A 25,819-nucleotide genomic window follows, 5' to 3' on the forward strand; every position below is an offset into this window, starting at 1 on the left:
CTATCTCTTTCTCCTTCCCATAAGTTTTAATTGAATATCAGACCAATAATTTAAAATTACTATCATAAATAATGATATTGCTACTATTATTAATACCCAAAGCATTGCAGTTTTCATATCTCCACCTTCAACTGCAAAGAAGATTGCAAGAGGCATAGTTTGCGTTCTTCCAGGAATATTTCCAGCAAGCATTAAGGTAGCTCCGAATTCACCCATAGCTCTTGCAAAAGAAAGAACTAATCCACCAATAATTCCAGGCCAAGCTAGTGGAAGGGCAATTCTAAAGAATATCTTCATTTCACTTAAGCCTAAAGTTCTAGCAGCAGATATTACGTTAATATCAATTTGCTCAAAAGCAGCTCTGCTTGTTCTATACATCATAGGGAAAGAAACTACAGTAGCTGCAATTACAGTAGCAGTCCATGAAAATATTAAAGTAATATCAAAGTTTAATAAAAACTTACCTACGGGACCATTTTTACCACATATAAGTAATAAAAAGAATCCTATAACAGTTGGTGGAAGAATTAATGGAAGAGTAAATAAACCATCAATTAGTCCTTTAAGTTTATTTTTAGAATTAGCTATCCAGTAAGCGGCAGCTACACCAAGTATAAATGTTATTATTGTTGCTAAAAAGGCTGTCTTAAGGGATATCCATAAAGGTGACAGATTCATACTCATGTTAATTCCTCCAAGGTTATTTATTAATGAACTTATTGAACTTTATTATATCCGTATTTCTCGAATACTTGTTGAGCTTCGTCTGTAAATAAGAAATCTTCAAAAGTTTTTGCAGCATCAACATTTTTACTATCTTTTATTACAGCAACAGGATAAGTAATTGGTGAATGTAAATCTTCAGAAATTGTTTCTATTATTTTAGCAGAATTGTTGCTTAAAGCATCACTTAAATATACAAATCCAACATCTGCATTTTCAGAAGTTGACCAAGCAAGAACTTCTTTAACATCTTTTGCAAAAACAAGTTTTGATTCTACTTCAGATTTAATTCCTAAGTTTTCTAAAACTTCATCAGCATATTTTCCTGCAGGAACAGAACTTGGCTCACCAACGGCAATTTGCTTAACTTTATCAGTAGTTAAGTCATCTAAGCTAGTAACAGTTGTATTGTCTGTACTTACTAATACTAATCTATTTTTTACTAAATCTTTATTTGTATCAGTTTCTAATAAATCTTCATCAGCTAGAGCTGTCATTTGCTTTTTACCAGCAGATATAAATACATCACAAGGTGCTCCTTGTTCAATTTGTTGTTGAAGTGAACCTGATGCTCCAAAGTTAAAAGTTAAAGAAATATTAGGGTTCTTTTCAGTAAAGATTGGTTCAAGTTCAGCCATTGCTTCTTTTAAGCTTGCAGCTGCTGACACTGTAAGTTCCACTGAAGTAGTATCATCTTTTTTAGTTGATCCACATCCAACTGAAGATAATATTAAAGATGATGTTAGTAATAGAGATAAAATTTTACTAAACTTTTTCATGATAAACTCCCCTTTATATTTGTATTTTTTTATAGTATTTTATTAATTTACGGTTATTATAAAATAATTAGAAAAATGTAATTTTCAGTAAATGTGTACAAGTAGTATTTTATCATTGAAAATTTATAAATACAATACTAAAATGATAAGTTTTAATACGTTTTGTTATGTTTCGTCATGTTTTGTTTAAAGAAGGTGTATATTAGAACCAAATCTTCATAATTGTATCTATTAAGGATTTAATGGTAAAATATTATAGAAGTAAGGAGTGATTTAAATGAATTCGAATGAATCTCTAAATGCCATAGAAGTTGCTGAACTTCTGAATATTACTAAAAACACAGTATATGAATTGGTAAAAAGGGGAGAGCTACCAGGCTATAAAGTAGGTAAGAAGTTAAGAATAGATAAATGTGATGTTAATGAATATATAGAGAATCAAAAGTCAGGTAATAACAAGAAAAGTTTAACTAAAACTAAAGAAGTTGTTGTACCGAAAATTGATAAGAATACTATAAGTAGTAACGATATAATAATTGCAGGTCAGGATCAAATTTTAGATATTTTAAGTGAGTATATAAAGGCTAATATTAAAGATGTAAGAGTTCTAAGAAATAATGTAGGAAGCTATACTAACCTTTACGATTTATATAATGATAAGATATCAGTATGCTCGTCACATTTATGGGATGGAGATAGTAATGGTTATAATTATGAGTATGTTAGAAGATTACTGCCGGGGATACCTTGTATACTTATAAATTTAGCTTATAGAATGCAGGGCTTTTATGTAGCAAAAGGGAATCCTCATAATATTAAAACATGGAATGATTTAGCTAATAAAAATATATCTATTGTAAATAGAGAAAAAGGTTCAGGAACAAGAGTATTACTTGATGAAAAATTAAGGGCTAATAATATAGATTCAAATAGTATTAGAGGATATGACATAGTAAGAAATTCACATCTTTCAGTAGCTAGTAGTATAGCAAGAGGAGAAGGTGATGTTGGTATGGGAATAGAAAAAGTAGCACTTCAGGTTAAAGGAATAGATTTTATTCCTATGCAAGAAGAGAGATATGATTTAGTTATTAAAAAGTCTGATTTATCATCACCAATATATAAAGCTATTATTGACATAATTCAATCAAAAGATTTTAGAGATGAAATTGATGGATTAAGTGGATATGATTTAAGAGATATAGGGAAAATTATTGCTCAGACATAAAAGGATTAAGGAGGTGAAAGATGGTTAAAGAACCTCCTTATATTTTATTAAAATAATTAACACAATAAAGGGTATTATGGGAGGAAAGAGGATGACAGAAAGACATAGAGAATTACTGAAGAAAATAATTATTATTGCTATTCCAATAGCTATACAAAACTTAATAAATGTAGGGGTAAGTGTCACAGACACACTTATGATAGGAAATATAAGTGAAATACAATTAGCAGGTATTTCACAAGCAAATCAACCATATTTTATATTTACAACTTTAATATTTGGACTAGCATCTGGTTCAATGGTTTTAAATGCTCAGTATTGGGGTCAAAGAGATACAGGAGCTATAAAGGCTATTATGGGATTGATGATGAGAATAGGAATTATAGGGGGACTACTAGCCTCAGCAGTTGTTCTCATATTTCCAGAACAAGCTGTTTCTATATTTACTAATGAAGCTGAAGTAATTAATTATGGAGCTCAATATTTAAGAATAGTAGGACTTTCATATGTATTTTCAGCTTTTACTGGAATTTATTTAATGGGTCTTAGAAGTATACAGAATGTAAAAATATCTATGTACATATATGGATTATCATTTATACTAAATGTATTTTTAAATTATACTTTTATATTTGGTAAGTTTGGTATGCCAAGATTAGAATGTAGAGGTGCGGCAATAGCAACCTTAATAAGTAGAATTTTTGAAAGTATATTAGTTTTAATTTATATGTATAAGATTGAAGATAAAGTTAGATACAGAGTTAGAGATGTTTTTTGCAAAACATCTAAGTATTGGAAGAGTATTGCAACTTATAGCTTGCCAGTATTATTAAGTGAAATAAATTGGGGATTAGGTATCTCTATGCAGGCAGCTATTATTGGAAGATTAGGTTCAAATGTAATTGCAGCGAATAGTTTTATAAATGTATTTCAACAACTTTCAGGTGTTGCAATGATGGGACTTGGTGGAGCAGCTGGAGTAGTATTAGGAAATCTTATAGGTAAAGGTAAAAAGCATGAAGAGGAAGTAATAAGCTTTTCTAAATTTTTAGTAAAAATAAGTGTTATTTTAGGAATAATAGTAGTAACAATGGTATTAATTATTAGACCGATAGCACCATCATTTATAAATGCATCTGAACAGACAGCTGAATTAATTAAGAGTATGTTATACGTATCAGCGTTTTTATTATTCTTCCAAGCTATAACTATAACTATATTTGTGGGAATATTAAGAGCTGGAGGAGATACAGCATTCTGTGCTGCGATAGATATAGCAACGTTATGGATATGCAAGATAGGTTTAGGATTACTATGCGCTTTTGTTTTAAAACTACATCCAGTTTTAGTTTACCTAATTTTATCAAGTGATGAATGTGTTAAAGCACTGATAACTATACCTCGTGTATGGAAAGGGAAATGGATTCACTACACAACGGTGTAAGGTCAAAATAATTACGTTAAAGTAAATTATATTTATAGTAAATAATATATAAAATAAATAATGGTAAAAAGTTTTGAGATTTATGGAGGTATGGTAATTGGATCACGATTGTGGATTTGAAAGAGAGAATAAATGGTTTCGTTATAGAGCAGCAGCAATTATTATTGAAAATGGACATGTACTTTTTGCCTATTGATAAATTAAGTGAGTATAGAGCATATCCTACATTTTTTAAAGATAGATTAAAAAGTATAAAAGATGGAATAGAGCATATTGTTACTTACGAATATTAGATAATATAAAAAATATTTATAAATAATGTTGACATTGACGTTACGTAAAAGTCTATATTGATATTAGGAGGTGATTTTCTTGGAATATTCCATTAAAAGTTTAGCTAAACTTGCAGGTATCAGCACTAGAACATTAAGATATTATGATGAAATTGGATTATTAAAACCTCTTAGAATAAACTCATCAGGTTATAGGATATATGGAGACAAAGAAGTAGATATTCTTCAGCAGATATTATTTTATAAAGCATTAGAATTACCTCTTGAAAAAATAAAAGAAATAATAACTAGCAAGGATTTTGATCCTAAGACAGCTCTATATGATCATAAGGAAAATATCTTAAGGAAACAGGAAGAATTAAGAAGATTATTAATCAATGTAGAAAAGACTATTTGTTCTTTAGAAGGAGGAAATGAAATGTCAGCAGAAGAAAAGTTTGAAGGTTTTAAAAAGAAGAAAATAAAAGAAAATGAAGAAAAGTACGGTAAAGAAATAAGAGAAAAGTATGGTGAAGAAAAAGTAAAAGAAAGCTATGCTATGTTTGGTAAGTTATCTAAGGAGCAATGGAGTGAAGCAGAAAAGATAGGTGCTCTTATAAATGAAACTTTAAAAGAAGCTATGAGTGAAGGAAATCCTAAGGGAGAAAAATCCAGAGAAGTAGTAGAGCTTCATAAGAAATGGCTATCATTCTTTGGAAACTATCCAGTTCAAGCACATTTATCGCTAGGGCAAATGTATGTAGATGATGAAAGATTTTCTGATTACTATGATAATGCAGCTGGAGAAGGTGCAGCAATATTCTTAAGAGATTCTATAGCAGCTTATTATAATGCAAAATTTAATGAAGAAACATGGCAATGGATTATAAATAGTTAATACTTTAGGTAGCACAATGTGCTACCTTTTTTATGTGGAATAAAATGTAGTTAGCCATAATCTAAAAATTATTTTATAATATGCTAGAATTAAGATTTACGAAAGATAAGAGTTTGGAGGCAAGCTATGGATAAAATAAATACAGTAATATTTGATATGGATGGAGTGATTTTTGATACTGAAAGAATTTATTTAGAAGCTTGGACAGAGGTTTTTGATAAGTATGGATATAAAATGACAAAAGAAGTCTATACTTCAGTTATGGGAGTAGGGCGGAAGAATGTAATAAATACATTTAAGCGTATTTATGGTGAAGATTTACCTATAGATAAGATGTATAAGGAGAAGGATGATATTCTCTTTAATAGAATAGAGAATGGAACAGTACCTACCAAAGAAGGGGTATATGAGCTTTTAAAGTTTTTAAGAGAAAATAATTATAATATAGCTTTAGCCACATCTGCTAAGAGGGAACGAGTGGACAAGCATTTAAAAGAGTCTAATCTTGAAGGTGTTTTTAATATTTCAGTTTGTGGTGATGAGGTAGAGAAAGCTAAGCCAAATCCGGATATATTTCTAAAAGCAGCAAATAAGTTAGAGGTTGATAGTGAAAACTGCATAGTAGTTGAAGATTCTTTAGCGGGGGTTAAGGCTGCTTATAATGCAGGAATGTTAGTAGTAAATATTCCTGATTTAAGAGATTATGATGATGAAATGAAGAAATTTTCGCATAAAGTTTTCAAAAATTTAATAGACTTTAAAGAATACTTGAATTTTCAAATAAACTATTAATTATCTATGAATTATATTAATAAAAGAAAAAGAAATATAGATTTATGCTATAATACAATTTAAAAATAAATAGGAATCTAAATATAAGAGATTTATATCGAAAAAAAGTAAGAATTAAGATGAGAAGGAATTATGGGGAGACAAATAAATGAATAAAAATACTGAATACAAAAAAATTACTTTTAAAGAAGCATACTCGATACCTAATATATTATGTTATATAAGGATTCTATTAATACCTGCTTTTATTTATATTTATGTGAATGCAAAGGATACTGTAGATTATTATTTAGCAGCTATTATTATACTTTTATCAGGACTTACTGATTTCTGTGATGGCTTTATAGCTAGAAAGTTTAATCAAGTAACTGAACTTGGGAAATTGATAGACCCTGTTGCAGATAAGTTAACACAAGCAGCGATTATAATTGCATTGATGTTTAAGTTTAAGTGGATGTTGTTTTTAGTAGTTTTATTTGTAATAAAAGAACTATCAATGCTTATTAATGGGATTATCTTATTAAGAAAAGGTAAAAAATTAGATGGTGCAATGTGGTTTGGTAAGGTATCCACAGCGGTATTTTATTTTTCAACATTTATAATAATTTCATTTCCAATGTTGAATTCTATGGTAGTTAATATTTTAATGGTAATATCGGCATTCTTTATGGCATTATCATTTATAATGTATATGATAGAATATGTAAAAATGTATAAAGATTTATAAAATTTATCGGCTTAAAATAGCATTTTCTTTGAAATAAGAAGATGCTATTTTTATTTAATATGTGAAATATTAAGTGGATATAAAAGCTAATTTATCCAAATAAGTAACATTTGACGAAAATAATTCTTTATTTGGAGTATTATATATGATAAAATGTCAAAGTATTAATATACCGGAGGGGATTTAGTATGAAACATATTAAGACAATCAATAAAACAAACATTAAGAACAGCTTATGCAAACCAGGATGTAAAGAATGTGCAAACTCTTGCCAATCTGCTTGTAAAACATCTTGTACAGTAGCTAACTTAGAATGTGAAAACTAGTCAATAAGAGCTGTTGAAATCTCTCAACAGCTCTTACTATATCATTAGTGAAAGTTCTAGCTTTTTTAAAATTAAAAGTTGAGAGTGTAGAGGTAAGAGTTTCTTGAAGAGAAGGTCGGAGAAGTTTCAATAGTAACTCTTAGTTATTAACTATTAACTTTTAACCGATGAAGGCTTTTAATATAGATACCAATATAAATGCTTAGGAGGAGATTAACGTGAGTTTAATTCACAAGTTTAAACAAGGTGAAAACTACTTTGTGTTAGATGTAAATACAGGAGCAGTTCATATAGTAGACGAGCTAGTATATGACTTAGTAGATGATAATATATTAAGGTCAAAGGAAGAGCTTATAGCTGAATTTGGAGAAAAATACGGTGCTGATGTTGTATCAGAAGCTTATGACGAGATAAAAGAGTTAGTAGATGAAGAAATATTATACTCAAAAGATCAATATGAAGAGATAGCTCATTCTTCAATGGATGATAGAGATTACATAAAAGCTGTATGTTTAAATATAATACATGGATGTAATTTAAGATGTAAATACTGTTTCGCTGATGAAGGTGAATACAATGGACATAAAGGTGTAATGTCTGTGGAAACAGCAAAGAAAGCTATAGATTATGTAGTTAAGAGAAGTGGCCCAAGAAGAAACATTGAAATTGATTTATTTGGTGGAGAACCAACAATGATCATGGACAAGGTTAAAGAAATAATAGCTTATGCTAGAGAAAATGAAAAGGCTTGGAATAAGAATATTAGATTTACTATGACTACTAATGCTACTCTTTTAACTGATGAAATGATGGACTTCATGGATAAAGAAATGGGTAACATAATTTTATCATTAGATGGTAGAAAAGAAGTAAATGATAATGTAAGAATAAAAGTTGATGGTTCAGGTTCTTATGATGATATACTTCCTAACATAAAGAAGATGATTGAAAAGAGAGATAAATCTAAGCACTACTATGTAAGAGGAACATTTACAGGAGCTAATACAGATTTCTTTGAAGATGTTAAGGCTATGGTAAATGAAGGATTTAGAGAAATATCAATAGAGCCAGTAGTTTTAGAATCAGGTCATATGTTAGAACTTAAAGAAGAACACTTGCCAGAAATATTTGAAAACTACGATAAGTTATATGAAGAAATGGTAAGAAGAAAGAAAGAAGGAGATGAATTCAACTTCTATCACTTCAATATAGATTTAAATGGTGGACCATGTGTTTATAAAAGAATTTCAGGTTGTGGTGCAGGATTTGAATATGTTGCAATAACTCCACAAGGTGAAGTTTATCCGTGTCACCAATTTGTTGGTAAGGAAGAATTTAAACTTGGTTCTATATATGATGATACATATGATACTGAATTAGGTAAGACATTTAAGAAAGCACATATCTACAATAAGCCAAAATGTAGAAACTGTTGGGCGAGATTCTACTGCTCTGGTGGATGTCAATCAAATAACTTTGCATTTAATGGAGATATGAACATTCCTTACGAAATCGGATGTAAGATGCAAAAGAAGAGAATTGAATGTGCAATCGCTCTAAAAGCAGAATAATAATTAAGAACTAAAATGTTAAGATTTTGGTTATAATTAAAACTAGTAAGCAGTTAATGTTAGAAGAATACGTTAGCTGCTTACTTTATTCATATTTTATATCTTTTTAAGTTAAATTGATTTATATAGTATATAATTATACTTAAATTAAAAAATATAGATTATCGATGAAATAATCAGAAGTTGAAATATACAAAATAGATGAAATTTAAATGAGGTGTAATAAATGAAAGATTATATTTTAGATAATGGCTTGAAGTTAGTATATAAAAAGGGTAATAGTGAATTAAGCTCTATTGCTATTTCATTAGATGCAGGGGCAGCCCGTGATGGAGAAAATTTAGGTGTTGCGCATGTGACTGAGCATATGGTATATAAGCAGACTGAAACAAGAAGTGAAAAAGAAATAAATAAAGTGCTAAGCGATACTTTTGGATTTCAAAATGCAATGACAAATTATCCATATGTAGTTTTTTATGGAACTTTATTAAATGAAGATTTAAGTAAGGGATTGGAGATTCTTTCTGATATTCTTCTAAACCCTGTATTCACTGAAGAGGGATTTAAGGAAGAAATGGAAGTAATAAAGCAGGAACTTAAAGAATGGGATGAAGAATTAGAACAGTATACTGAGGATAAGCTTTATTTAAATTGTATGGATGGCAGAAGGCTTCAGTATCCAATCATAGGAACGGAAGAATCTTTAGAAAGATTAACTATTGATGATGCAATAGATTTCTTTAATGACTATTATTGTGCTAATAATGCAACTATTACAGTGATATCAAGTCTGGAATTTGATGAAGTAGTAGATAAGGTTGAGGAATATTTTATAGATTGGAGAAGCGAAAGTCTACCAGAAGATGAGATAATATATAGCACACCAAATACAGGGGTATTTATAGATAAAAAAGATGATATAAATAGTGCTAAGGTTCAAATTATATTCCCTATTAATGAATTGAATCAATGGGAAATAAAAGCATTAAAAGTATTTAATCAATATTTTGGTGAAGGAGTAAACTCTGTACTTTTTGATAGCTTAAGAACAACTAATGGATTAGTATACGATGTGTTAACAAGAGTTGCGAATGAAGAATATATAAAGGTTTATAAAATTACATATGGTACAGCAGTGGAGAATGTTGAAAAGTCTATTAAAATTGTTGAAAATTTAATTTCAAATGTGGATAACTTGAAAAAAGAGTTAAATACTGAAAATATAGCTAAGATGATAAAAAGCTTCAAGCTTAAGAGGTTATTTGGAGAAGAGCAGACAGTAAGGCTTGCAAAAGAATTAGCTACTTATGATACTATGTTTGGAGATTACAATATATATCTAGATGAAAGCAGAGATTTAGAAAAGCTTACACCAGAATATATAATAAATACAGCTATTAAGGTATTAAGAAATATGAGTATACAAGTTATTAGAAATTAATATATTAAAAATTATACTAATTATGTTAAATAGTATAAAGATATGTAATATAATAAGATAGTCATGGGAACTTTGTCCTATGGCTATAATTTTTATGTTTAAATATAAATTATAAAAAAGGAAGATTTACGAGGTTGATATGAAGAATAGACTACCATTATTAGAAGAGGTATTAAAATACCATAAAGAAAAAAATTTAATTTTATCAATGCCAGGAAATAAAAGTGGTATAGGGTTCTTAAGAGATGATATAGGGAAAGAGTTTGTAAATAGTATGGGTTTTTTAGATATAACAGAGGTCGGAAATCTAGATAATTTTCATCATCCAGAAGGTGTTATTAAAGAAGCACAAGAGCTTTTAGCTAATTTGTATAAAGTTGATAGAGCTTATTTTTTAGTTAATGGAAGTAGTTCTGGAAATTTAGCAAGCGTATTTGCAGCTTTTAATGAAGGTGATGAAGTTCTTGTAGAAAGAAATTGCCATAAATCTATTTATAATGCTCTTATTTTAAGAAAATTAAAACCAGTGTACATAGAAGCTAATATTGATTTAGATAACGGTATCCTTTTACCTTGTAATGAAAAAAATATAAAAGATGCTCTAATTAAAGCTAAAGATCCGAGAGGTGTAATATTAACATCTCCTAACTATTACGGAATATCCTATAATTTAGAAAAAATATTAAGAAAGTTAAGAGGAAATGGATTAAAGATAATAATAGATTCAGCTCATGGAGCTCATTATGGAGTAAATCAAAGGCTTCCAGAAAGTATGGCTAGATTAGCTCATTACGTTGTTTTAAGTGCTCATAAAACTTTGCCAGCTTTAACGCAAGGGGCATATTTACTTGTAAATGATATTAATAGCAATGTAGAATTTTTTATAAGTGCATTTAATACGACATCACCATCATATTTAATTATGTCATCTTTAGATTATGCAAGATATTATTTGGAGAATTACGGTGATTCAGACTATGATTCATTAATAGATTTAGCAGAAGTTTATAAAAATCAGATAAATTCTTTAGATAAAGTTAAAATATTAAGCGAAGAAGATATTGAAGGTGATTATAAATTAGATAAAAGTAGATATATCTTGACACTTCCAATAGGATATAGTGGTAATAAGCTTTTAGACTATTTATTAGAAAATAATATCCAAAGTGAAATGAGTTTCTCAAGAGGTGTAGTACTAATATTATCTCCATTTAATACAAGAGATGATTTTGAAAAGATATATCATGCTATAATGTTTTTAGATATAGAAACACTTAAAGACGAAGAAAAAAATATAGGCTATGTTAATTTAGAGAAGATTAAAAGGTTAGAACCTTTTGAAGTACATAATGCGAAATTTGAAGAAGTAGAAATAAATCATGCTGTTGGAATGGTGTCAAAAGATTTTATAGTTCCATATCCACCAGGAATTCCATTAGTTTTACCAGGGGAAGAAATAACAGAAGATGTAGTAAAAGCTATAAGATGGTATCAAGGAAAATGTATTTCAGTTTTAGGGGTGTACTATAATAGAATTAAGGTTGTTTTAGACTAATAATTATGGAACCATATCAAAAATATAATAAGATAGAAATTAAATGATTTTAATTAATTTACTTTAATTAATAAGACATGTATAGAAGCCAGCATAGATTTGTATTAGAAACCTATACTGGCTTTTTTCATTTTATAAGTTATAATTTTTGCTACTTTTTCAGGAGATAAGAAAGTATTATCTAGCTTATATAATTTTTTTTCTTCTCCATCCAATGAGTTATCTCTATTAGTGAGTATTAATTATATTACATATATTTATCTAGAGTTTCAGCTCTTTCATAAGATTTCTTAATTATTTCCTTAGGATAGCCTATGTGATCTAATAATTTAATAGCATTACGTGTCTTAGAAACACCTTTCTTAAGCTTGTAATCAAAGCTTAATCCTTCTTTGTTAACTCGCTCACTAAAGTAGAAGAATTCATAGTTATCTTTAAGTATATCTGTTAATTCTCTATCGTGAGTAGCTACTATTGATATACTCTTCTTTTTATTAATATAAGTTAATATTTCAGCAGAAGAGGATATTCTTTCAATAGGGTTAGTACCTCTAAATATTTCATCTATAGGACAGAATACAGGCAACTCTTTATCTAATGCTTTTATTATTCTAAGAAGAGCTTCTGCTTCAGCCATATAATAACTTTTACCTAAAGTAACGTCATCACTTGGACTTATAGAAGAAACTATGTTAAAGAAGCAAGCTTCGTATTTTTTAGTTAGTGTAATATTGAATGTTTGAGCTAAAATCATATTTAGGCCAATCATTCTTAAAAATGTAGATTTACCAGACATATTAGTACCAGTAAGAACTATACCTTTTTTAGTAAAAGTAATAGAGTTAGGGACTGCATCTTTAATAAGTGGATGAACACCATCTACTATGTTTATGTTGATTTCATCAGTAAATTTAGGTTTTGTATATTTACCTTTCATTTCTTCTTTATATGATGCTATTGCAATATAGCTTTCAAGCTCACCTAATAATTCATATAAGTCTAGAATATAATCCTCTTTATCTTTTAATAAAGATGCAATTTTATAGTATGCACTTTCTTCTAATAAAAATGGCATAGATAAAACTTCAAAAGCACCACCACCAGCATTTGCAAATTGAATAGATTTAGTTGCATTATCTATAGATTTTATATCTTTAAGAAGTTCATTTATTTTATCAGTATATTCCTTTATTTCAGGATAATCTATTTTTTTTATTTCTTTGGCTGCAATTATTATACTTCTTAAATAAAGTAATCCTTGAGATTTTACATTTTTTCTTTCTTTATCATTTATAAACATATTGATAAATATTGTGAATGCTGTAACTAAAAGCATATATGGATTTTGAAATATTATAGCTAATAATGCACTAGATATAGTTAGAAATTTACCTAAGAATGTATAGATATAATACTTACTTTTATTTTCTACTAATTCTTCAGTTAACATTTCTAATAAAGCATTTTTTTTGTCATATCCAAGATTGTAATAAACCATTTGTAATTTAGTTCTTAAATCAGTGTTAGTTCTTAAAGTTTCAGTAAATTCATATCTTTTATTAAGTTCACTTTTGTCATGAAGTGGATTTCTAAGCATTTTATATAATGCAGCCTCTCCAACACTACTATAAGTTCTATCTAGCTTTGTGAAAATCTCATCCATGTTGAAATCATCCCAAGTTTGATCATCTATTGTATACTCATCTTCTTCATATATATCAAATAGAGTTCTTATTTTATTAATATATCTTTTCTTTTTTCTTTCTTCACCAAAGTCGGCTTTCATGCAATCATAAAGCCCCATTAATTTGTCCATTAGCCTCATACTTTTTTCCTCCGCAAAACTATTAATATTTTAGATTATAATTCTTTTTATAAACTGCTATTCCTAATAAAACTAATATTATGATTGGAATAATTATAAGTATAACATCATTTAGATTAATAAAATACTTATAAGGATCAATATAAAACATTTTATCTAATATAAGTTGAAATATAAGTGTTACATCTCTATTTTCATATTGAGCTTGTAGTAGCATATCCATAATCTTATGTAGTATTTCTTCTTTTTCATATGAAGTTAGATTAGTTGCTTTTATATAGCTTGTTATATGCTCATATAAACAAAGATTATTTTCGTTAAAATTCTTTTGTTCTTTTAATCTTAGATTTCTAAGTTTTAAGACTTCTAACTAATTACCCATCCAATACATTCTCAACATTTCTTTTTACAAAATTCCATGTATCAATAAATTCATCTAACTCTTTTATACCAGCATCAGTTAAGTAATAATATTTTCTCATAGGTCCAAGCGGTGACTTTTTCATTTTAGAATATAATAATTTTTTCTTTTCTAACCTAATAAGAATAGGATAGACGCTACTTTCAGATATATCTTCAAAGCCGTATTGTATTAATTTTTCGCAAACTGCATATCCATAGGTTTCATCAGTAGAAACTATTTTTAAGATACATCCTTCTAATAAACCTTTTAACATTTGTGTTGAATTTGCCATTTATTCACCTACTTTGTAATACGTAATAGCTATATGAAAATAATACCATACTACTATGTATTGTCAAGTAGTGGAATAATTAAAAAATAAGCATATAGAAAGTTTGAAATATATGGTAAAATTGAGTAATGGTATAAATAGGATAAAGGGGGACTTTATGAAAAATAAATTAGGAAATAAATTTTGGATAACTCTTGTGATTTTTAGTCTCATGGGACAAATTGCTTGGGTAGTAGAAAATATGTATTTAAATGTTTTTATTTATAAGATGTTTAATGCATCAGCAGCAGATATTTCGCTTATGGTTGGAGCTAGTGCAGTGGCTGCAACTATAACAACTCTATTTATTGGAGCTTTATCAGATAAGGTTGGAAAACGAAAGATATTTATTTGTACTGGGTATCTTATGTGGGGAATATCAATTCTTGCATTTGCATTTATTAGAATGGATATATTAACACCTATGGTAGGAAGTACTACTGCTGCGGCATCTTTAGGAATTTTATTAGTTATAGTATTAGATTGTATTATGACTTTCTTCGGATCATCAGCTAATGATGCTTGTTTTAATGCATGGCTTATTGATTCTGGAGATGATAGTAATAGAGGGAAAATAGAAGGAATTAATTCTATGATGCCACTTATATCTATATTAGTTGTTTTTGGTGGATTTATGGCATTTGACTTAGATATACCGTCTAGTTGGACAACAATATATTTAATAATAGGTGTTAGTGTTACAATAATAGGTTTATTAGGTTTTATATTAATAAAGGATGTTACTATAAAGTCAGAAGATACTAACAATTATTGGGCTAATGTGATTTATAGTTTTAGATTATCAGTTATAAAGGAGAATGTTCTGTTATATTCAATAGTTGGAGCATTTGCTATCTTTGGAATTTCTATAAATATTTTTATGCCATATCTAATTTTATATTATGAAAAAGCTCTTGGTATGGATAATTACGTTATGATAATGGCTCCTGCAATTATAATAGCAGCTATAATTACAGCTTTTTATGGAAAGGTTTACGATAAAATTGGGTTTAAAAAGTCAGTAATGCCATCAATATCAATTTTAATGATAGGGTATGTAATATTATTTTTTACTAAAGCCACAACTTTAGTTTTTATTGGATCTTTATTAATGATGACTGGATATTTAACTGGAATGGCATGCTTTGGAGCAATGATAAAAGATAATATTCCAGAAGATAAGGCAGGTTTATTTCAAGGTTTACGTATTTTTGGACAAGTACTTATTCCGGGAATAATAGGCCCTGCAATTGGGGCTATGGTGTTGCATAATGCAAATGTAATAATAAATAATGATGGAACGGAGTCTTTTATACCAGATAACAGAATTTATTTAGCAGCTTTTATTGTAGCTATAATTTTATTTTTAGTATTATATAGAATTTTTAAATTGATGAGAGAAGGGCATTGGAAACTTAAAAGTGAAGAAAAAATTGGATGGAGTGAATATCCACGACCACAAATGAAGAGAGATTCTTATTTTTCATTAAATGGACTTTGGAAATTAAATGGTGAAGATATTGAAGTACCATTTCCACCAGAATCAGATTTATCAGGATATAGAGGAATATATAAAGGTGAGTTAACATATGTAAAATACTTTAAACTGCCAAGCAGCTTTAAAAAGGATAAAGTATTATTAAATTTTGGAGCTGTAGATCAAGTTGTAGAAGTATGGATGAATGGTAAAAAGCTAGCCACTCATGAAGGGGGATACCTACCATTTACAATAGATATTACTGAAGCTTTAAATGAAAATGGAGAAAATAAATTAGTTGTAAAGGCTATAGATACATTATCAAGGAAATATCCATATGGAAAGCAATGCAAGAAAAGAGAAGGTATGTGGTATACCCCCGTCAGTGGAATATGGCAAAGCGTATGGATTGAAAGTGTTCCTAAGAATTATATAAAAAATATAAAGATAATACCTGATATGACAGGAGTAAATCTCGAAGTAGATACAAATGCAGATGAATATGAGATAAATGTTTTTCTTGATGGATATACACATATATTAAAATCGAAAGACAGAAAAGTTAGGATAGATTTAGATAATATTGTATTGCCAAGTAATAATAAATATAATCCTATTTTATGGACCGTAGACAATCCATACTTGTACAGGTTTAATATAAGGGCTGGGAATGATTTAGTAGAATCCTATTTTGCATTAAGAACAGTATCGATTAGAAATGTAAATGGAAGTGAACGAATTTGTGTAAATGAAAAACCAGTATTTTTACATGGTGTGCTTGACCAAGGATATTATTGTGATGGTATTTTTTTACCACCGTCAGAAAAAGGCTTTGAAAATGATATATTAAAAATGAAGGAATTAGGTTTTAATATGTTAAGGAAACATATTAAGATTGAGCCAGAGTGCTTTTACTATTATTGTGACAAGCATGGAATGTTAGTAGTGCAAGATATGGTTAACAATGGAGGATACTCTTTTATAAGAGATACAGCGCTGCCAAGTTTAGGATTTGTAAAGAGAGATGATAATGGAAGAGGTACAAAAGAGGGAAGAGAGATATTTATAAAACATAGTAAAGACACTATAAAACATCTATATAATCACCCATGTATAATTGGATATACTATATTTAATGAGGGGTGGGGTCAATTTGATAGCGATAAGCTATATGATATAGTTAAAGGAGAAGATACTACTAGGTTTATAGATTCTACTTCAGGATGGTTCGCACAGGAAAAGAGTGATGTAGATAGTCTTCATATTTACTTTAAAACTATAAAATTACCAAAAACAAAGAGACCTTTATTTGTATCTGAATGTGGAGGATATTCTTATTGTGTACCTGGACATGTTTATAGTAAATACAATACTTATGGATATGGAAGCTGTGAGAATAGTGAAGAATTAAGTGATAGCATTATAAATATGTATGAAAAGATGATTATACCAGCTATAAAAGACGGCTTAAGTGGTTGTGTTTATACTCAGGTAAGTGATGTCGAAGATGAAATTAATGGTCTATATACTTATGATAGAAAAGTATGCAAGGTAAATAAAGAAAAGATGCTTTTAATTAATTTACAAATAAAAGCCATAATTGAAGGTTTAGAAGAATAAAAGGAAATTAAATAAAAGCCTAGTGATTATAAGATTTTAAATTTTGTATAATCACTAGGTTTTAATTATTAAAGAATTATTTTATATATGTCCAACCACAATCATCATGGTATATCATTTGCTTAGTCATACCACCGTCGATAGTTATATTTTCGCCTGTAATAAAACCGGCCTTATCACTGCAAAGGAATAAAACCATATTAGCTATATCTAGAGGTTCACCAACATGTCCTGATGGATGCTGTGAAGTATCACCGATAGAATATTGTGGTTTATAATTTTCACTATGTTGATATGCACCTGTATCAATCCATCCTGGACTTATAGAATTTACTCTAACTTTTCCAGCTAAACTTATGCTAAGGCCATGAGTTAATGCACTTATCCCACCTTTTGCTGCAGTATAGCTTTCTGTATCTGCTTGAGACATGTAAGCTCTTGTAGAAGAAATATTAACTATAGAAGCTTTAGGATTAAAGTAGTTTAAAAATAATTTACTTAGCATGTAAGGTGCAGTTACTCCTAGTTTTAAAACATAGTTAAAATCATTAAAGGAGCAGTCTGATAAAATACCTTTTCTACTTATGCAAGCATTGTTTATTAAGTAATCTATATTTTTAAATTTTTCAATAGTCTTATTAACGAAATCATTAAGAGTATTTTCTTCTGTTATATCTCCATAATAGAAGAAGAGATTTTCTTCACCGAATTTTTTTATAAGATTATTTCCAGAAATTTTATCAGTATCAATAATAGCAACTTTTGTACCAGCTTTTATGAATTCTTCTACGATACATCTACCAATTCCATTAGCACCGCCAGTTATTACACATACTTTATCTTTAAAGTTCATAGTTATACCTCCTAATTTAATTATATGAATTATTATATATTAAATATAGATATCTATATAGTAGTGTTATAGACAAATATAATACTTTACAATAATATGGTAATAAGCTGAAGTGGAGTTTTATTATTGTCTAGAATTTAGTGATTGTGATTTAGCATAAGTTTACGTAGGTAGATTAGAGAGAATAATTAATAATAAATAATTTTTTGGAGGAATAAATGAGTAATAAAATTTTTATAGTTGAAGACGAAGATAAAATAAGAGAAGAATTAATTACTTTGTTAAATAGATATGGATATGAAACGGAGTTTTCTAATGATTTTAAAAATATTGTGGAAGATATTTTAAAAGCTATTCCTAGTTTAGTGCTTTTAGATATAAATCTTCCTTATTATGATGGATATTATATTTGTAGGGAGATAAGAAAAAAATCTAACCTTCCTATTATAGTTGTTACAAGTAGAGATAGTGAGATAGATGAACTTATGAGTATGAATCTAGGGGCAGATGATTTTGTAACAAAACCTTATAACACTCAAATACTTTTAGCAAGGATATCATCACTTTTAAGACGTAGTTATAGCAAAAATGAAAGTGAAGTTTATCAATTTAAAAATTTAAAATATAACTTATCTACAAGTGAAGCTGAATATGAAGGTAGCACAATTGAGTTAACTAAAAACGAAAGTAGGATACTATATACTCTTATTAAAAATAAAGAAAAAATAGTTTCAAGAGATGATATAATGAAAAGCCTTTGGCAGTCTAATGAGTTTGTAGATGATAATACTCTTACTGTAAATATAAATAGATTAAGAAAGAAGTTAGAAGAAATAGGAGCAGAAGGATATTTACAAACTAAGAGAGGGCAAGGGTATATATTGATATGAATATAGTAGATTTTTTTAAGGAGAGAATATTATTTATTGCTTTAAATATAGTAATTCTTATTTTTACGGCAGTGCTTTTAATAACTCTTAAGATAGATATGTATGCTATAGTATTTATTTTTATTATCAATTTAATTGGTATATTTATATTCCATTTTTATGAATTTTTTAGGAAGAAAAGATATTATGATGAGATAGAAAAAGATTTACAATCCTTAGATAAAAAATATTTACTTTCTGAGGTAGTTGCTGAAAGTGATTTTCTTGAAGGTAAACTTATTCATAATATAATAGATCAAGCTAATAAATCTATGAATGATGAAATATCTAAATATAAGCTAAGTATTGATGAATATAGAGAGTATATAGAAATGTGGGTTCATGAGATAAAAACACCTATAGCAACCTGTAAATTACTTATTGAAAACAATGATTCAAAAATAACTCGAAGTATCGGAGAAGAGCTAGGAAGGGTTGAGGATTATATAGAACAATCTCTTTATTATACAAGAAGTAATGTTTTGGAAAAGGATTATATTATTAAAGAGATTAATTTAAGTGATTCTATAAATAATGTTATAAGAAAAAATGCTAATACATTAATTGCTAAACGAATAAAAATAAATATTTATGATGTAGATAAAAAAGTTTATTGTGATAGCAAATGGATAGAGTTTATATTAAATCAGATAATTAGCAATTCTATTAAATATATGAATAAAAAAGAGAGTGAGCTTAAGGTTTATTGTGAGAAATTTAATGAGGATGTAATATTAAATATATGTGACAATGGGATTGGAATTAATGAAAAAGATAGAGTTAAGGTTTTTGAAAAAGGATATACGGGAGAGAATGGAAGAATATTTGGCAAATCTACAGGAATAGGTTTATATTTATGTAAAAAGCTTTGTATTAAACTTGGATTAGGGATTAAATTAGAATCAGAAGAACTGGTTGGAACTAAGGTTTCAATTATTTTTCCTATAAATAATTTGATGAAATTTTAAGAGATATTAAATAAAAGATGTTATATATGACTTTATAATTAAATCATATACAGCATCTTTTAAATATCTAAATCAATGTTAATAATAAGGAAACTACTATTACACTATGTTACATAGGAGTAAGCAGATATTCCAAATTGGAAATTTGAAATATCTGCTTATATAACAAAAATGTAAGGTTAGTGTTATATTGTTCTATGGTTAGAAGCTTTTTAAGGATATATGATTTATATATGGACTAAATCATATGTTGGAGGTAAAGATGAACAGAGAAGTTTTAAAAGTAGAAAATATAGAAAAGTATTATGGTAAAAGAGGTAATATAACTAAAGCCATTGATAATATAAGCTTTACAGTAGAAAATGGGGAGTTTATAGGAGTAATGGGGCCTTCAGGAAGTGGGAAGACAACTCTTTTAAATTGTATATCGACTATAGATAAAGTAACTAGTGGTCATATAAAGATAGCTGATAAAGATATTACAAAATTGAATTCTAAAAATATTGCTAAGTTTAGAAGAGAAAAGTTAGGTTTTATATTTCAAGACTTTAATCTTTTAGATACATTAACTGCTTATGAAAATATAGCATTAGCATTGACTATTCAAAGATTAAATCATAGAGAAATAGATGAGAGAGTTAAAGAAGTTGCAGATAAACTTAATATTTCAGACATATTAAATAAATATCCTTATGAAATATCAGGAGGGCAAAAGCAAAGAGTAGCATCTGCTAGAGCTATAATCACAAAGCCTGAGATAGTACTTGCTGATGAGCCAACAGGGGCTTTAGATTCTAAGTCAGCGAAGATGTTACTTGAAAGTCTAGAACATTTAAATAAAGAATTAGGGGCAACTATTATGATGGTAACTCATGATGCCTTTACAGCTAGCTATGCTAGTAGAATTCTATTTATAAAAGACGGAAAAATCTTTAATGAGCTAATTCGCGGAAATGATTCAAGAAAAGAGTTTTTCAATAAGATAATTGAAGTTGTAACTCTTCTTGGAGGTGACCAAAGAGATGTATTTTAAATTAGCAGCTAAAAATATAAAGAAGAGCTTAAAGGATTATACAATATATTTTCTAACATTAGTGTTTGGTGTTTGCATATTTTATACATTTAATTCTATTAAATCACAAGGTGTAATGATGGAGTTAACTGCACTACAAGCTAATGCCTTTGAACTTACTAATTCTGTAATAGGTATAGCATCAGTATTTATATCTTTTATCTTAGGATTTTTAATAGTTTATGCAAATAATTATTTGATAAAAAGAAGAAAAAAAGAATTTGGAATATATATGACTTTAGGTATGGAAAATAAAAGTCTTTCAAGAATAATATTTGTTGAGACTATGTTAATAGGGGTAATATCTTTAGGTATAGGCTTGGTATGTGGAGTTTTATTATCACAAGGAATATCAGTTTTTACAGCTAAGTTATTTAAAACAGATATTACAAAGTTTACTTTTATATTTTCAAAGGATGCATTTATTAGAACTATTATATGTTTTGGACTTATTTACTTAGTTGTACTTATATTTAACTCATATGCTGTTAGAAAAGTACAATTAATAGATTTGTTAAATGGAGCAAGAAAAAATGAAAATTTAAAAGTAAAGAATATATGGATATCAGTAGTAGTATTTTTAATTAGTATCACTATGATAGGAATTGCTTATTATATGGTATTAAAAGCTGGGGTAGCTGTAGTATTTAATATAGTTCCAATAATACTTGGATTTGTAGGAACATTTTTATTTTTCTTTTCATTATCAGGATTTTTACTAAAAATTTTACAAGCAAACAAAAAGCATTATTTAAAGGATTTAAATATGTTTGTTTTAAGACAAATAAACAGCAAGATTAATACAACTTTTATTTCTATGAGTTTTATATGTTTAATGTTATTTGTAGCTATATGTACATTTTCAGGAGGACTTGGAATTACTAAAGCAATGAATAAAGATTTAGATGACTTAACTCAGTTTGATGCTAGTTTTTGGAGTTATGATACAGATAATATAATAGGAGTTATAAATGAACAATATGGTGGCCTTGACCCTATAATAGAGGAAAGGTCTCAATATACAAACTATAATACAGAAACTACTTATAGTAAGTTTATTTCTCAAGAGGCTATGGAAAAAAATAAAAATAATTATCCTATTTTTGTAGATGATAAAATCAAAGCAATAAAGTTAAGTGATTTTAATTCAGTTATGAGAATGTTAGGTAAAGAAGAGATAGCTTTAGAAGAAAATGAATATTATGCTTTTGGAGATATACCAGATTTAATAAAGTATATTCAAGAAGCTATGGATAGAGAAACAAATGTAATTGTAAATGGAAATGAATTAAAGCCTGCTAACTATGAAGTTATGGAAGTAACTACGTATAATTCAACAATGAAAAATAATTTATGTACATTTGTAGTAAATGATAGCTTAGTTAATGGATTAGAAGTTTCAATGACAAATTTAAATATTAAATTTAATTGCAGTGAAGAAGAGGCAGAAAACTTTATAAATAATAATCTAAGATCAGTTAATAGAGAAGGGAAAATTCCTGTTTATGGAATGACTAAAAATGAATTAATAGATAGCTCTATAGGTTTAGGAGCAATGATATCATACTTAGCTATTTATATAGGAATAGTGTTTTTAATTACATCAGCAGCAGTTCTTGCGTTGCAGCAATTATGTGAATCAGCAGATAATAGTTATAGGTACGAACTATTAAAGAAAATAGGGGTAGATGATAAAATGATAAAAAGATCATTATTTTATCAAATAGGAATTTACTTTATGGTACCTTTATCACTTGCAATAGTACATTCTATAGTTGGCTTAAAAGTATCAGGTGATATAGTTTCTATCTTTGGAAATGCAAATATGCTTAAATACATTTTATATACTATGATAGCTGTTGTATTTATATATGGTGGATATTTTATAGCTACTTATAATGGTGCGAAGAAGATAATAAAATAAAGCAAATAAAACAAATAAAATAAATTTTAAACAAATATCAGACAAATATCCAGCAAACAATAGGGTGTTAAAGTAATTATATATTAAGAAATTAAATATGAAAGTAAGTGTAATTATTATTAAATGTAATTATGGTTTTATAAGGGTAAGTAATATGATTTTAAATATCAGTAGTAACTTAAGTGATACTATTGAAATTAAATTAAATATCAGTAGTAACGGTAGTGATACTAGTAATAGTAACAGAAGTGATATGAGTAGTAGTAACTCAAGTGATACTATTGAAATTAAATTAAATATCAGTAGTAACGGTAGTGATACTAGTAATAGTAACAGAAGTGATATGAGTAGTAGTAACTCAAGTGATACTATTGAAACTAAATTAAATACCAGTAGTAACGGTAGTGATACTAGTAATAGTAACAGAAGTGATACGAGTAGTAGTATCACTTCTGTTACTCTAATAAAACAATATAAAAACAAAAAAAGAAATATATATAAGGATTTTTGAAAAGTGGAATAAGAAGAATATAAGAATAACAAAAGCTAAGGAAAATATAAAAAAATATACATCTAAACAAATGGTAAAAATTATCTTGAAAAGAGTTATAGAATAACTTATAATAAATTTAAGGAAGATTATGGGGTGAGAGTTATGAATGAGAAAATTAATTTGTTTTTAGAAAATAATAAAGCTTTAGAGGATGTAAAAGGTTCATGGGGAATGTATGGATTTCAAATAAAGAGTAGTGCATTAACTTGTACAATGAAAAACCAAAGAGTAGATACAGATAGAATCAATTTGGCATTAGATATAATTAAGAAAAATACTTCTATGTTTTCAAATTTTAGAGGGATTAATAAGTTAACCACTGCAATAACAATTTCATTTGAAGATGATATGGAATATAGCTTAAAGGAAATTATATCTATTTATGATAAGTTAAAGGATGAATTTTTTACTAATGAATATTTAGTTATGGCAGCACAGGTAATATTTAATGCAAGGTATAGAGTTAATGTTGATGATGCAGTAAGAAATACTAGAGTAGCATATGACTATATGAAAAAGCATCATAGATTTTTAACTGGTCAAGAAGATATTGCAAATGCAGCAATAATAGCTACAACTTCAGCTAATTTAGAAGAAACCTTTAATGAGATAGAAGAAATCTATCAGTATTTAAAGGACAATAGGATTTCTTATAGTAATAATATTCAATCCTTATCACATATTTTGTCTTTAATAAATTTACCTTCAATACAAAAGTGTGACGAAGTATTAGCAATGAACTCAATTATGAAAGAGAAGAAGGTTCCTTTAAAAGATTACTTTATACCAATGCTTGGAATAATAACTTTTTTAGCTGATAATAAAGAAGATTTTGCTATGAATATTGCAGATGTAAGTATGAATTTAAAGAAAGAAAAAGGATTTGGGAACTTTGCTTTAGGAAGTAATTTTAGAAATATGATTTCTGCAACATTAGTTTCAATTGATTATCTAGATACTTTAGATAATAACATAAAAGAAAATATTATAATTAATACTAATAATATTGCATTAACTGTGGCTATAGCTATGCAAACAGCAGTTTTAATTTCTTCAGCTGCAGCAGCATCAGCAGCTGCAGCGAGTTCATCATCTTAAAAAGTGAATATAAATTACAATAAAGATTTTGGGAATACTAATCTATGACAATTAATAAATTAAGGAGGCATAGATATGGAATTTCCAAAATCTTTTCCTATGCAAGAGCAAAAACATCAACCAGGATTTGAGTGTGAAATGAACCCAAGACCTATATTTGACCATCCTAGCTATAATAAAAAAGGTGATACTTTAAATGGTAAAGTAGCAATAATTACAGGTGGAGATAGTGGAATAGGGAGAGCTGTTTCAATAGCTTATGCAAAACAAGGTGCAGATATAGTTATTGTATATTTCAATGAGCATAGAGATGCTGAAGAAACTAAGAAATTAGTTGAGGAAAATGGTAGGAGATGTACAATAATTTCTGGAGATATTAGTGATGTAGAGTTTTGTAAAAATGTTGTAGAAACAACAATTAAAGAGTATGGAAAAATTGATATATTAGTTAATAACGCAGCGGTTCAATATGAAGATAAAGATTTTAAAGATATAACAGATGAGCAGTTTGATAAAACTATGAAAACTAATATATATGGAACTTTTTATATGACAAGAGAGTCATTAAAACATATGACTTCAGGATCTTGCATAATTAATACAGCTTCAGTGGTAGCATTTAAGGGAAATGAAAAGCTTGTTGATTATTCCATGACAAAAGGAGCTATTACTGCACTTACAAGATCACTTGCCACAGAACTAGCAAAAGCAAAGAAAAATATAAGAGTAAATGAAGTTGCACCAGGACCAATATGGACTCCTCTTATACCAGCATCATTTACTAAGACGGAAGTAGCATCCTTTGGTCAAAATGTAGCAATGGGAAGAGCTGGTCAGCCAGTAGAGTGTGCAGGGGCGTATGTATTTTTAGCTTCTGATAATGCATCATATATTACAGGTCAAACTATTCACGTAAACGGAGGAGAGATAGTTAATAGTTAGCTGGAGTTAATGGGAAGAGTAACCAGATGTTAGGTGAAAAGATTCACTATGTGAATAAGGAAAAGTAA

22 protein-coding genes and 1 pseudogene are annotated in these 25,819 nt (G+C 28.0%); 18 read left to right on the forward strand and 5 right to left on the reverse strand.

The window, feature by feature from the left end:
• Both modB and modA read right to left on the reverse strand, forming a co-directional pair.
• Positions 1-684, reverse strand: a complete 684-nt coding sequence (gene modB / locus LQE93_RS05430) for a molybdate ABC transporter permease subunit (protein WP_186838515.1) — start codon at positions 682-684, stop codon at positions 1-3.
• 32 nt (positions 685-716) lie between these two features.
• On the reverse strand, positions 717-1,502 hold the full coding sequence (gene modA / locus LQE93_RS05435) for a molybdate ABC transporter substrate-binding protein (protein WP_231072507.1): 786 nt from the start codon (positions 1,500-1,502) through the stop codon (positions 717-719).
• A 277-nt stretch (positions 1,503-1,779) separates the two neighbouring features.
• Between modA and LQE93_RS05440 the strand changes: the two genes are divergently transcribed.
• The 10 genes and pseudogenes from LQE93_RS05440 to LQE93_RS05485 all read left to right on the forward strand — a co-directional run bounded on the left by LQE93_RS05440 (position 1,780) and on the right by LQE93_RS05485 (position 11,756).
• Positions 1,780-2,730 (forward strand): substrate-binding domain-containing protein, encoded by a 951-nt coding sequence (locus LQE93_RS05440; RefSeq protein ID WP_231072509.1) that lies wholly within the window; start codon positions 1,780-1,782, stop codon positions 2,728-2,730.
• 91 nt (positions 2,731-2,821) lie between these two features.
• Complete coding sequence (locus tag LQE93_RS05445; protein ID WP_231072510.1) at positions 2,822-4,174, forward strand: MATE family efflux transporter; 1,353 nt, start codon at positions 2,822-2,824, stop codon at positions 4,172-4,174.
• Between the two features lie 97 nt (positions 4,175-4,271).
• Positions 4,272-4,364: pseudogene (locus LQE93_RS16940) on the forward strand (NUDIX hydrolase); the annotation flags it as partial.
• A gap of 182 nt (positions 4,365-4,546) precedes the next feature.
• The gene (locus LQE93_RS05455; RefSeq protein ID WP_231072512.1) at positions 4,547-5,344 is read left to right on the forward strand and encodes a MerR family transcriptional regulator; all 798 of its coding nucleotides are present in this window, start codon (positions 4,547-4,549) and stop codon (positions 5,342-5,344) included.
• A 126-nt stretch (positions 5,345-5,470) separates the two neighbouring features.
• Entirely contained in the window at positions 5,471-6,136 is a 666-nt protein-coding gene (locus tag LQE93_RS05460; RefSeq protein ID WP_231072514.1) for an HAD family hydrolase, read from the forward strand.
• Between the two features lie 148 nt (positions 6,137-6,284).
• Positions 6,285-6,863 (forward strand): CDP-alcohol phosphatidyltransferase family protein, encoded by a 579-nt coding sequence (locus tag LQE93_RS05465; RefSeq protein ID WP_231072516.1) that lies wholly within the window; start codon positions 6,285-6,287, stop codon positions 6,861-6,863.
• 188 nt (positions 6,864-7,051) lie between these two features.
• Positions 7,052-7,189 (forward strand): six-cysteine ranthipeptide SCIFF, encoded by a 138-nt coding sequence (scfA, locus tag LQE93_RS05470; RefSeq protein ID WP_003371542.1) that lies wholly within the window; start codon positions 7,052-7,054, stop codon positions 7,187-7,189.
• Between the two features lie 218 nt (positions 7,190-7,407).
• The gene (gene scfB / locus LQE93_RS05475; protein ID WP_055263669.1) at positions 7,408-8,760 is read left to right on the forward strand and encodes a thioether cross-link-forming SCIFF peptide maturase; all 1,353 of its coding nucleotides are present in this window, start codon (positions 7,408-7,410) and stop codon (positions 8,758-8,760) included.
• A 226-nt stretch (positions 8,761-8,986) separates the two neighbouring features.
• Positions 8,987-10,201 (forward strand): M16 family metallopeptidase, encoded by a 1,215-nt coding sequence (locus LQE93_RS05480; protein WP_231072518.1) that lies wholly within the window; start codon positions 8,987-8,989, stop codon positions 10,199-10,201.
• Between the two features lie 139 nt (positions 10,202-10,340).
• Positions 10,341-11,756 (forward strand): aminotransferase class I/II-fold pyridoxal phosphate-dependent enzyme, encoded by a 1,416-nt coding sequence (locus LQE93_RS05485; RefSeq protein ID WP_231072520.1) that lies wholly within the window; start codon positions 10,341-10,343, stop codon positions 11,754-11,756.
• A 247-nt stretch (positions 11,757-12,003) separates the two neighbouring features.
• Here LQE93_RS05485 and LQE93_RS05490 read toward each other — a convergent pair whose 3' ends face one another.
• Entirely contained in the window at positions 12,004-13,572 is a 1,569-nt protein-coding gene (locus LQE93_RS05490) for a MutS-related protein (RefSeq protein ID WP_231072577.1), read from the reverse strand.
• Positions 13,573-13,955: 383 nt separating this feature from the next.
• Positions 13,956-14,276, reverse strand: coding sequence for a PadR family transcriptional regulator (locus LQE93_RS05495; protein WP_231072522.1), 321 nt, complete (start codon positions 14,274-14,276; stop codon positions 13,956-13,958).
• 157 nt (positions 14,277-14,433) lie between these two features.
• On the opposite strand from LQE93_RS05495, the gene LQE93_RS05500 reads away from it, so the two are divergent.
• Positions 14,434-17,412, forward strand: a complete 2,979-nt coding sequence (locus LQE93_RS05500) for an MFS transporter (RefSeq protein ID WP_231072524.1) — start codon at positions 14,434-14,436, stop codon at positions 17,410-17,412.
• A 76-nt stretch (positions 17,413-17,488) separates the two neighbouring features.
• Here the strand turns inward: LQE93_RS05500 and LQE93_RS05505 are convergent, their stop codons facing one another.
• Positions 17,489-18,265, reverse strand: a complete 777-nt coding sequence (locus LQE93_RS05505; protein ID WP_231072526.1) for an SDR family oxidoreductase — start codon at positions 18,263-18,265, stop codon at positions 17,489-17,491.
• Between the two features lie 218 nt (positions 18,266-18,483).
• Here LQE93_RS05505 and LQE93_RS05510 point away from each other — a divergent pair, with 218 nt between their 5' ends.
• The 7 genes from LQE93_RS05510 (at position 18,484) to LQE93_RS05540 (ending at position 25,751) form a co-directional block, all read left to right on the forward strand.
• Entirely contained in the window at positions 18,484-19,155 is a 672-nt protein-coding gene (locus tag LQE93_RS05510; protein WP_055263657.1) for a response regulator transcription factor, read from the forward strand.
• Positions 19,152-20,162: a sensor histidine kinase gene (locus LQE93_RS05515; protein ID WP_231072528.1), complete on the forward strand. Its 1,011-nt coding sequence runs from the start codon at positions 19,152-19,154 to the stop codon at positions 20,160-20,162. The genes LQE93_RS05510 and LQE93_RS05515 overlap by 4 nt, the downstream gene beginning before the upstream one ends.
• A gap of 262 nt (positions 20,163-20,424) precedes the next feature.
• Positions 20,425-21,195 (forward strand): ABC transporter ATP-binding protein, encoded by a 771-nt coding sequence (locus tag LQE93_RS05520; RefSeq protein ID WP_231072530.1) that lies wholly within the window; start codon positions 20,425-20,427, stop codon positions 21,193-21,195.
• On the forward strand, positions 21,185-23,158 hold the full coding sequence (locus tag LQE93_RS05525) for an ABC transporter permease (protein WP_231072532.1): 1,974 nt from the start codon (positions 21,185-21,187) through the stop codon (positions 23,156-23,158). Before LQE93_RS05520 ends, LQE93_RS05525 begins: the two co-directional genes overlap by 11 nt.
• Before the next feature lie 154 nt (positions 23,159-23,312).
• Complete coding sequence (locus LQE93_RS05530; protein ID WP_231072534.1) at positions 23,313-23,669, forward strand: hypothetical protein; 357 nt, start codon at positions 23,313-23,315, stop codon at positions 23,667-23,669.
• 144 nt (positions 23,670-23,813) lie between these two features.
• The gene (locus LQE93_RS05535) at positions 23,814-24,809 is read left to right on the forward strand and encodes a DUF4003 family protein (protein ID WP_231072535.1); all 996 of its coding nucleotides are present in this window, start codon (positions 23,814-23,816) and stop codon (positions 24,807-24,809) included.
• 75 nt (positions 24,810-24,884) lie between these two features.
• The gene (locus LQE93_RS05540) at positions 24,885-25,751 is read left to right on the forward strand and encodes an SDR family oxidoreductase (protein ID WP_231072537.1); all 867 of its coding nucleotides are present in this window, start codon (positions 24,885-24,887) and stop codon (positions 25,749-25,751) included.
• Positions 25,752-25,819 lie beyond the last annotated feature (68 nt).

It is taken from the genome of Clostridium sp. NSJ-145, assembly GCF_021044725.1.
In the GTDB taxonomy this organism is placed as follows: domain Bacteria; phylum Bacillota; class Clostridia; order Clostridiales; family Clostridiaceae; genus Clostridium; species Clostridium disporicum_B.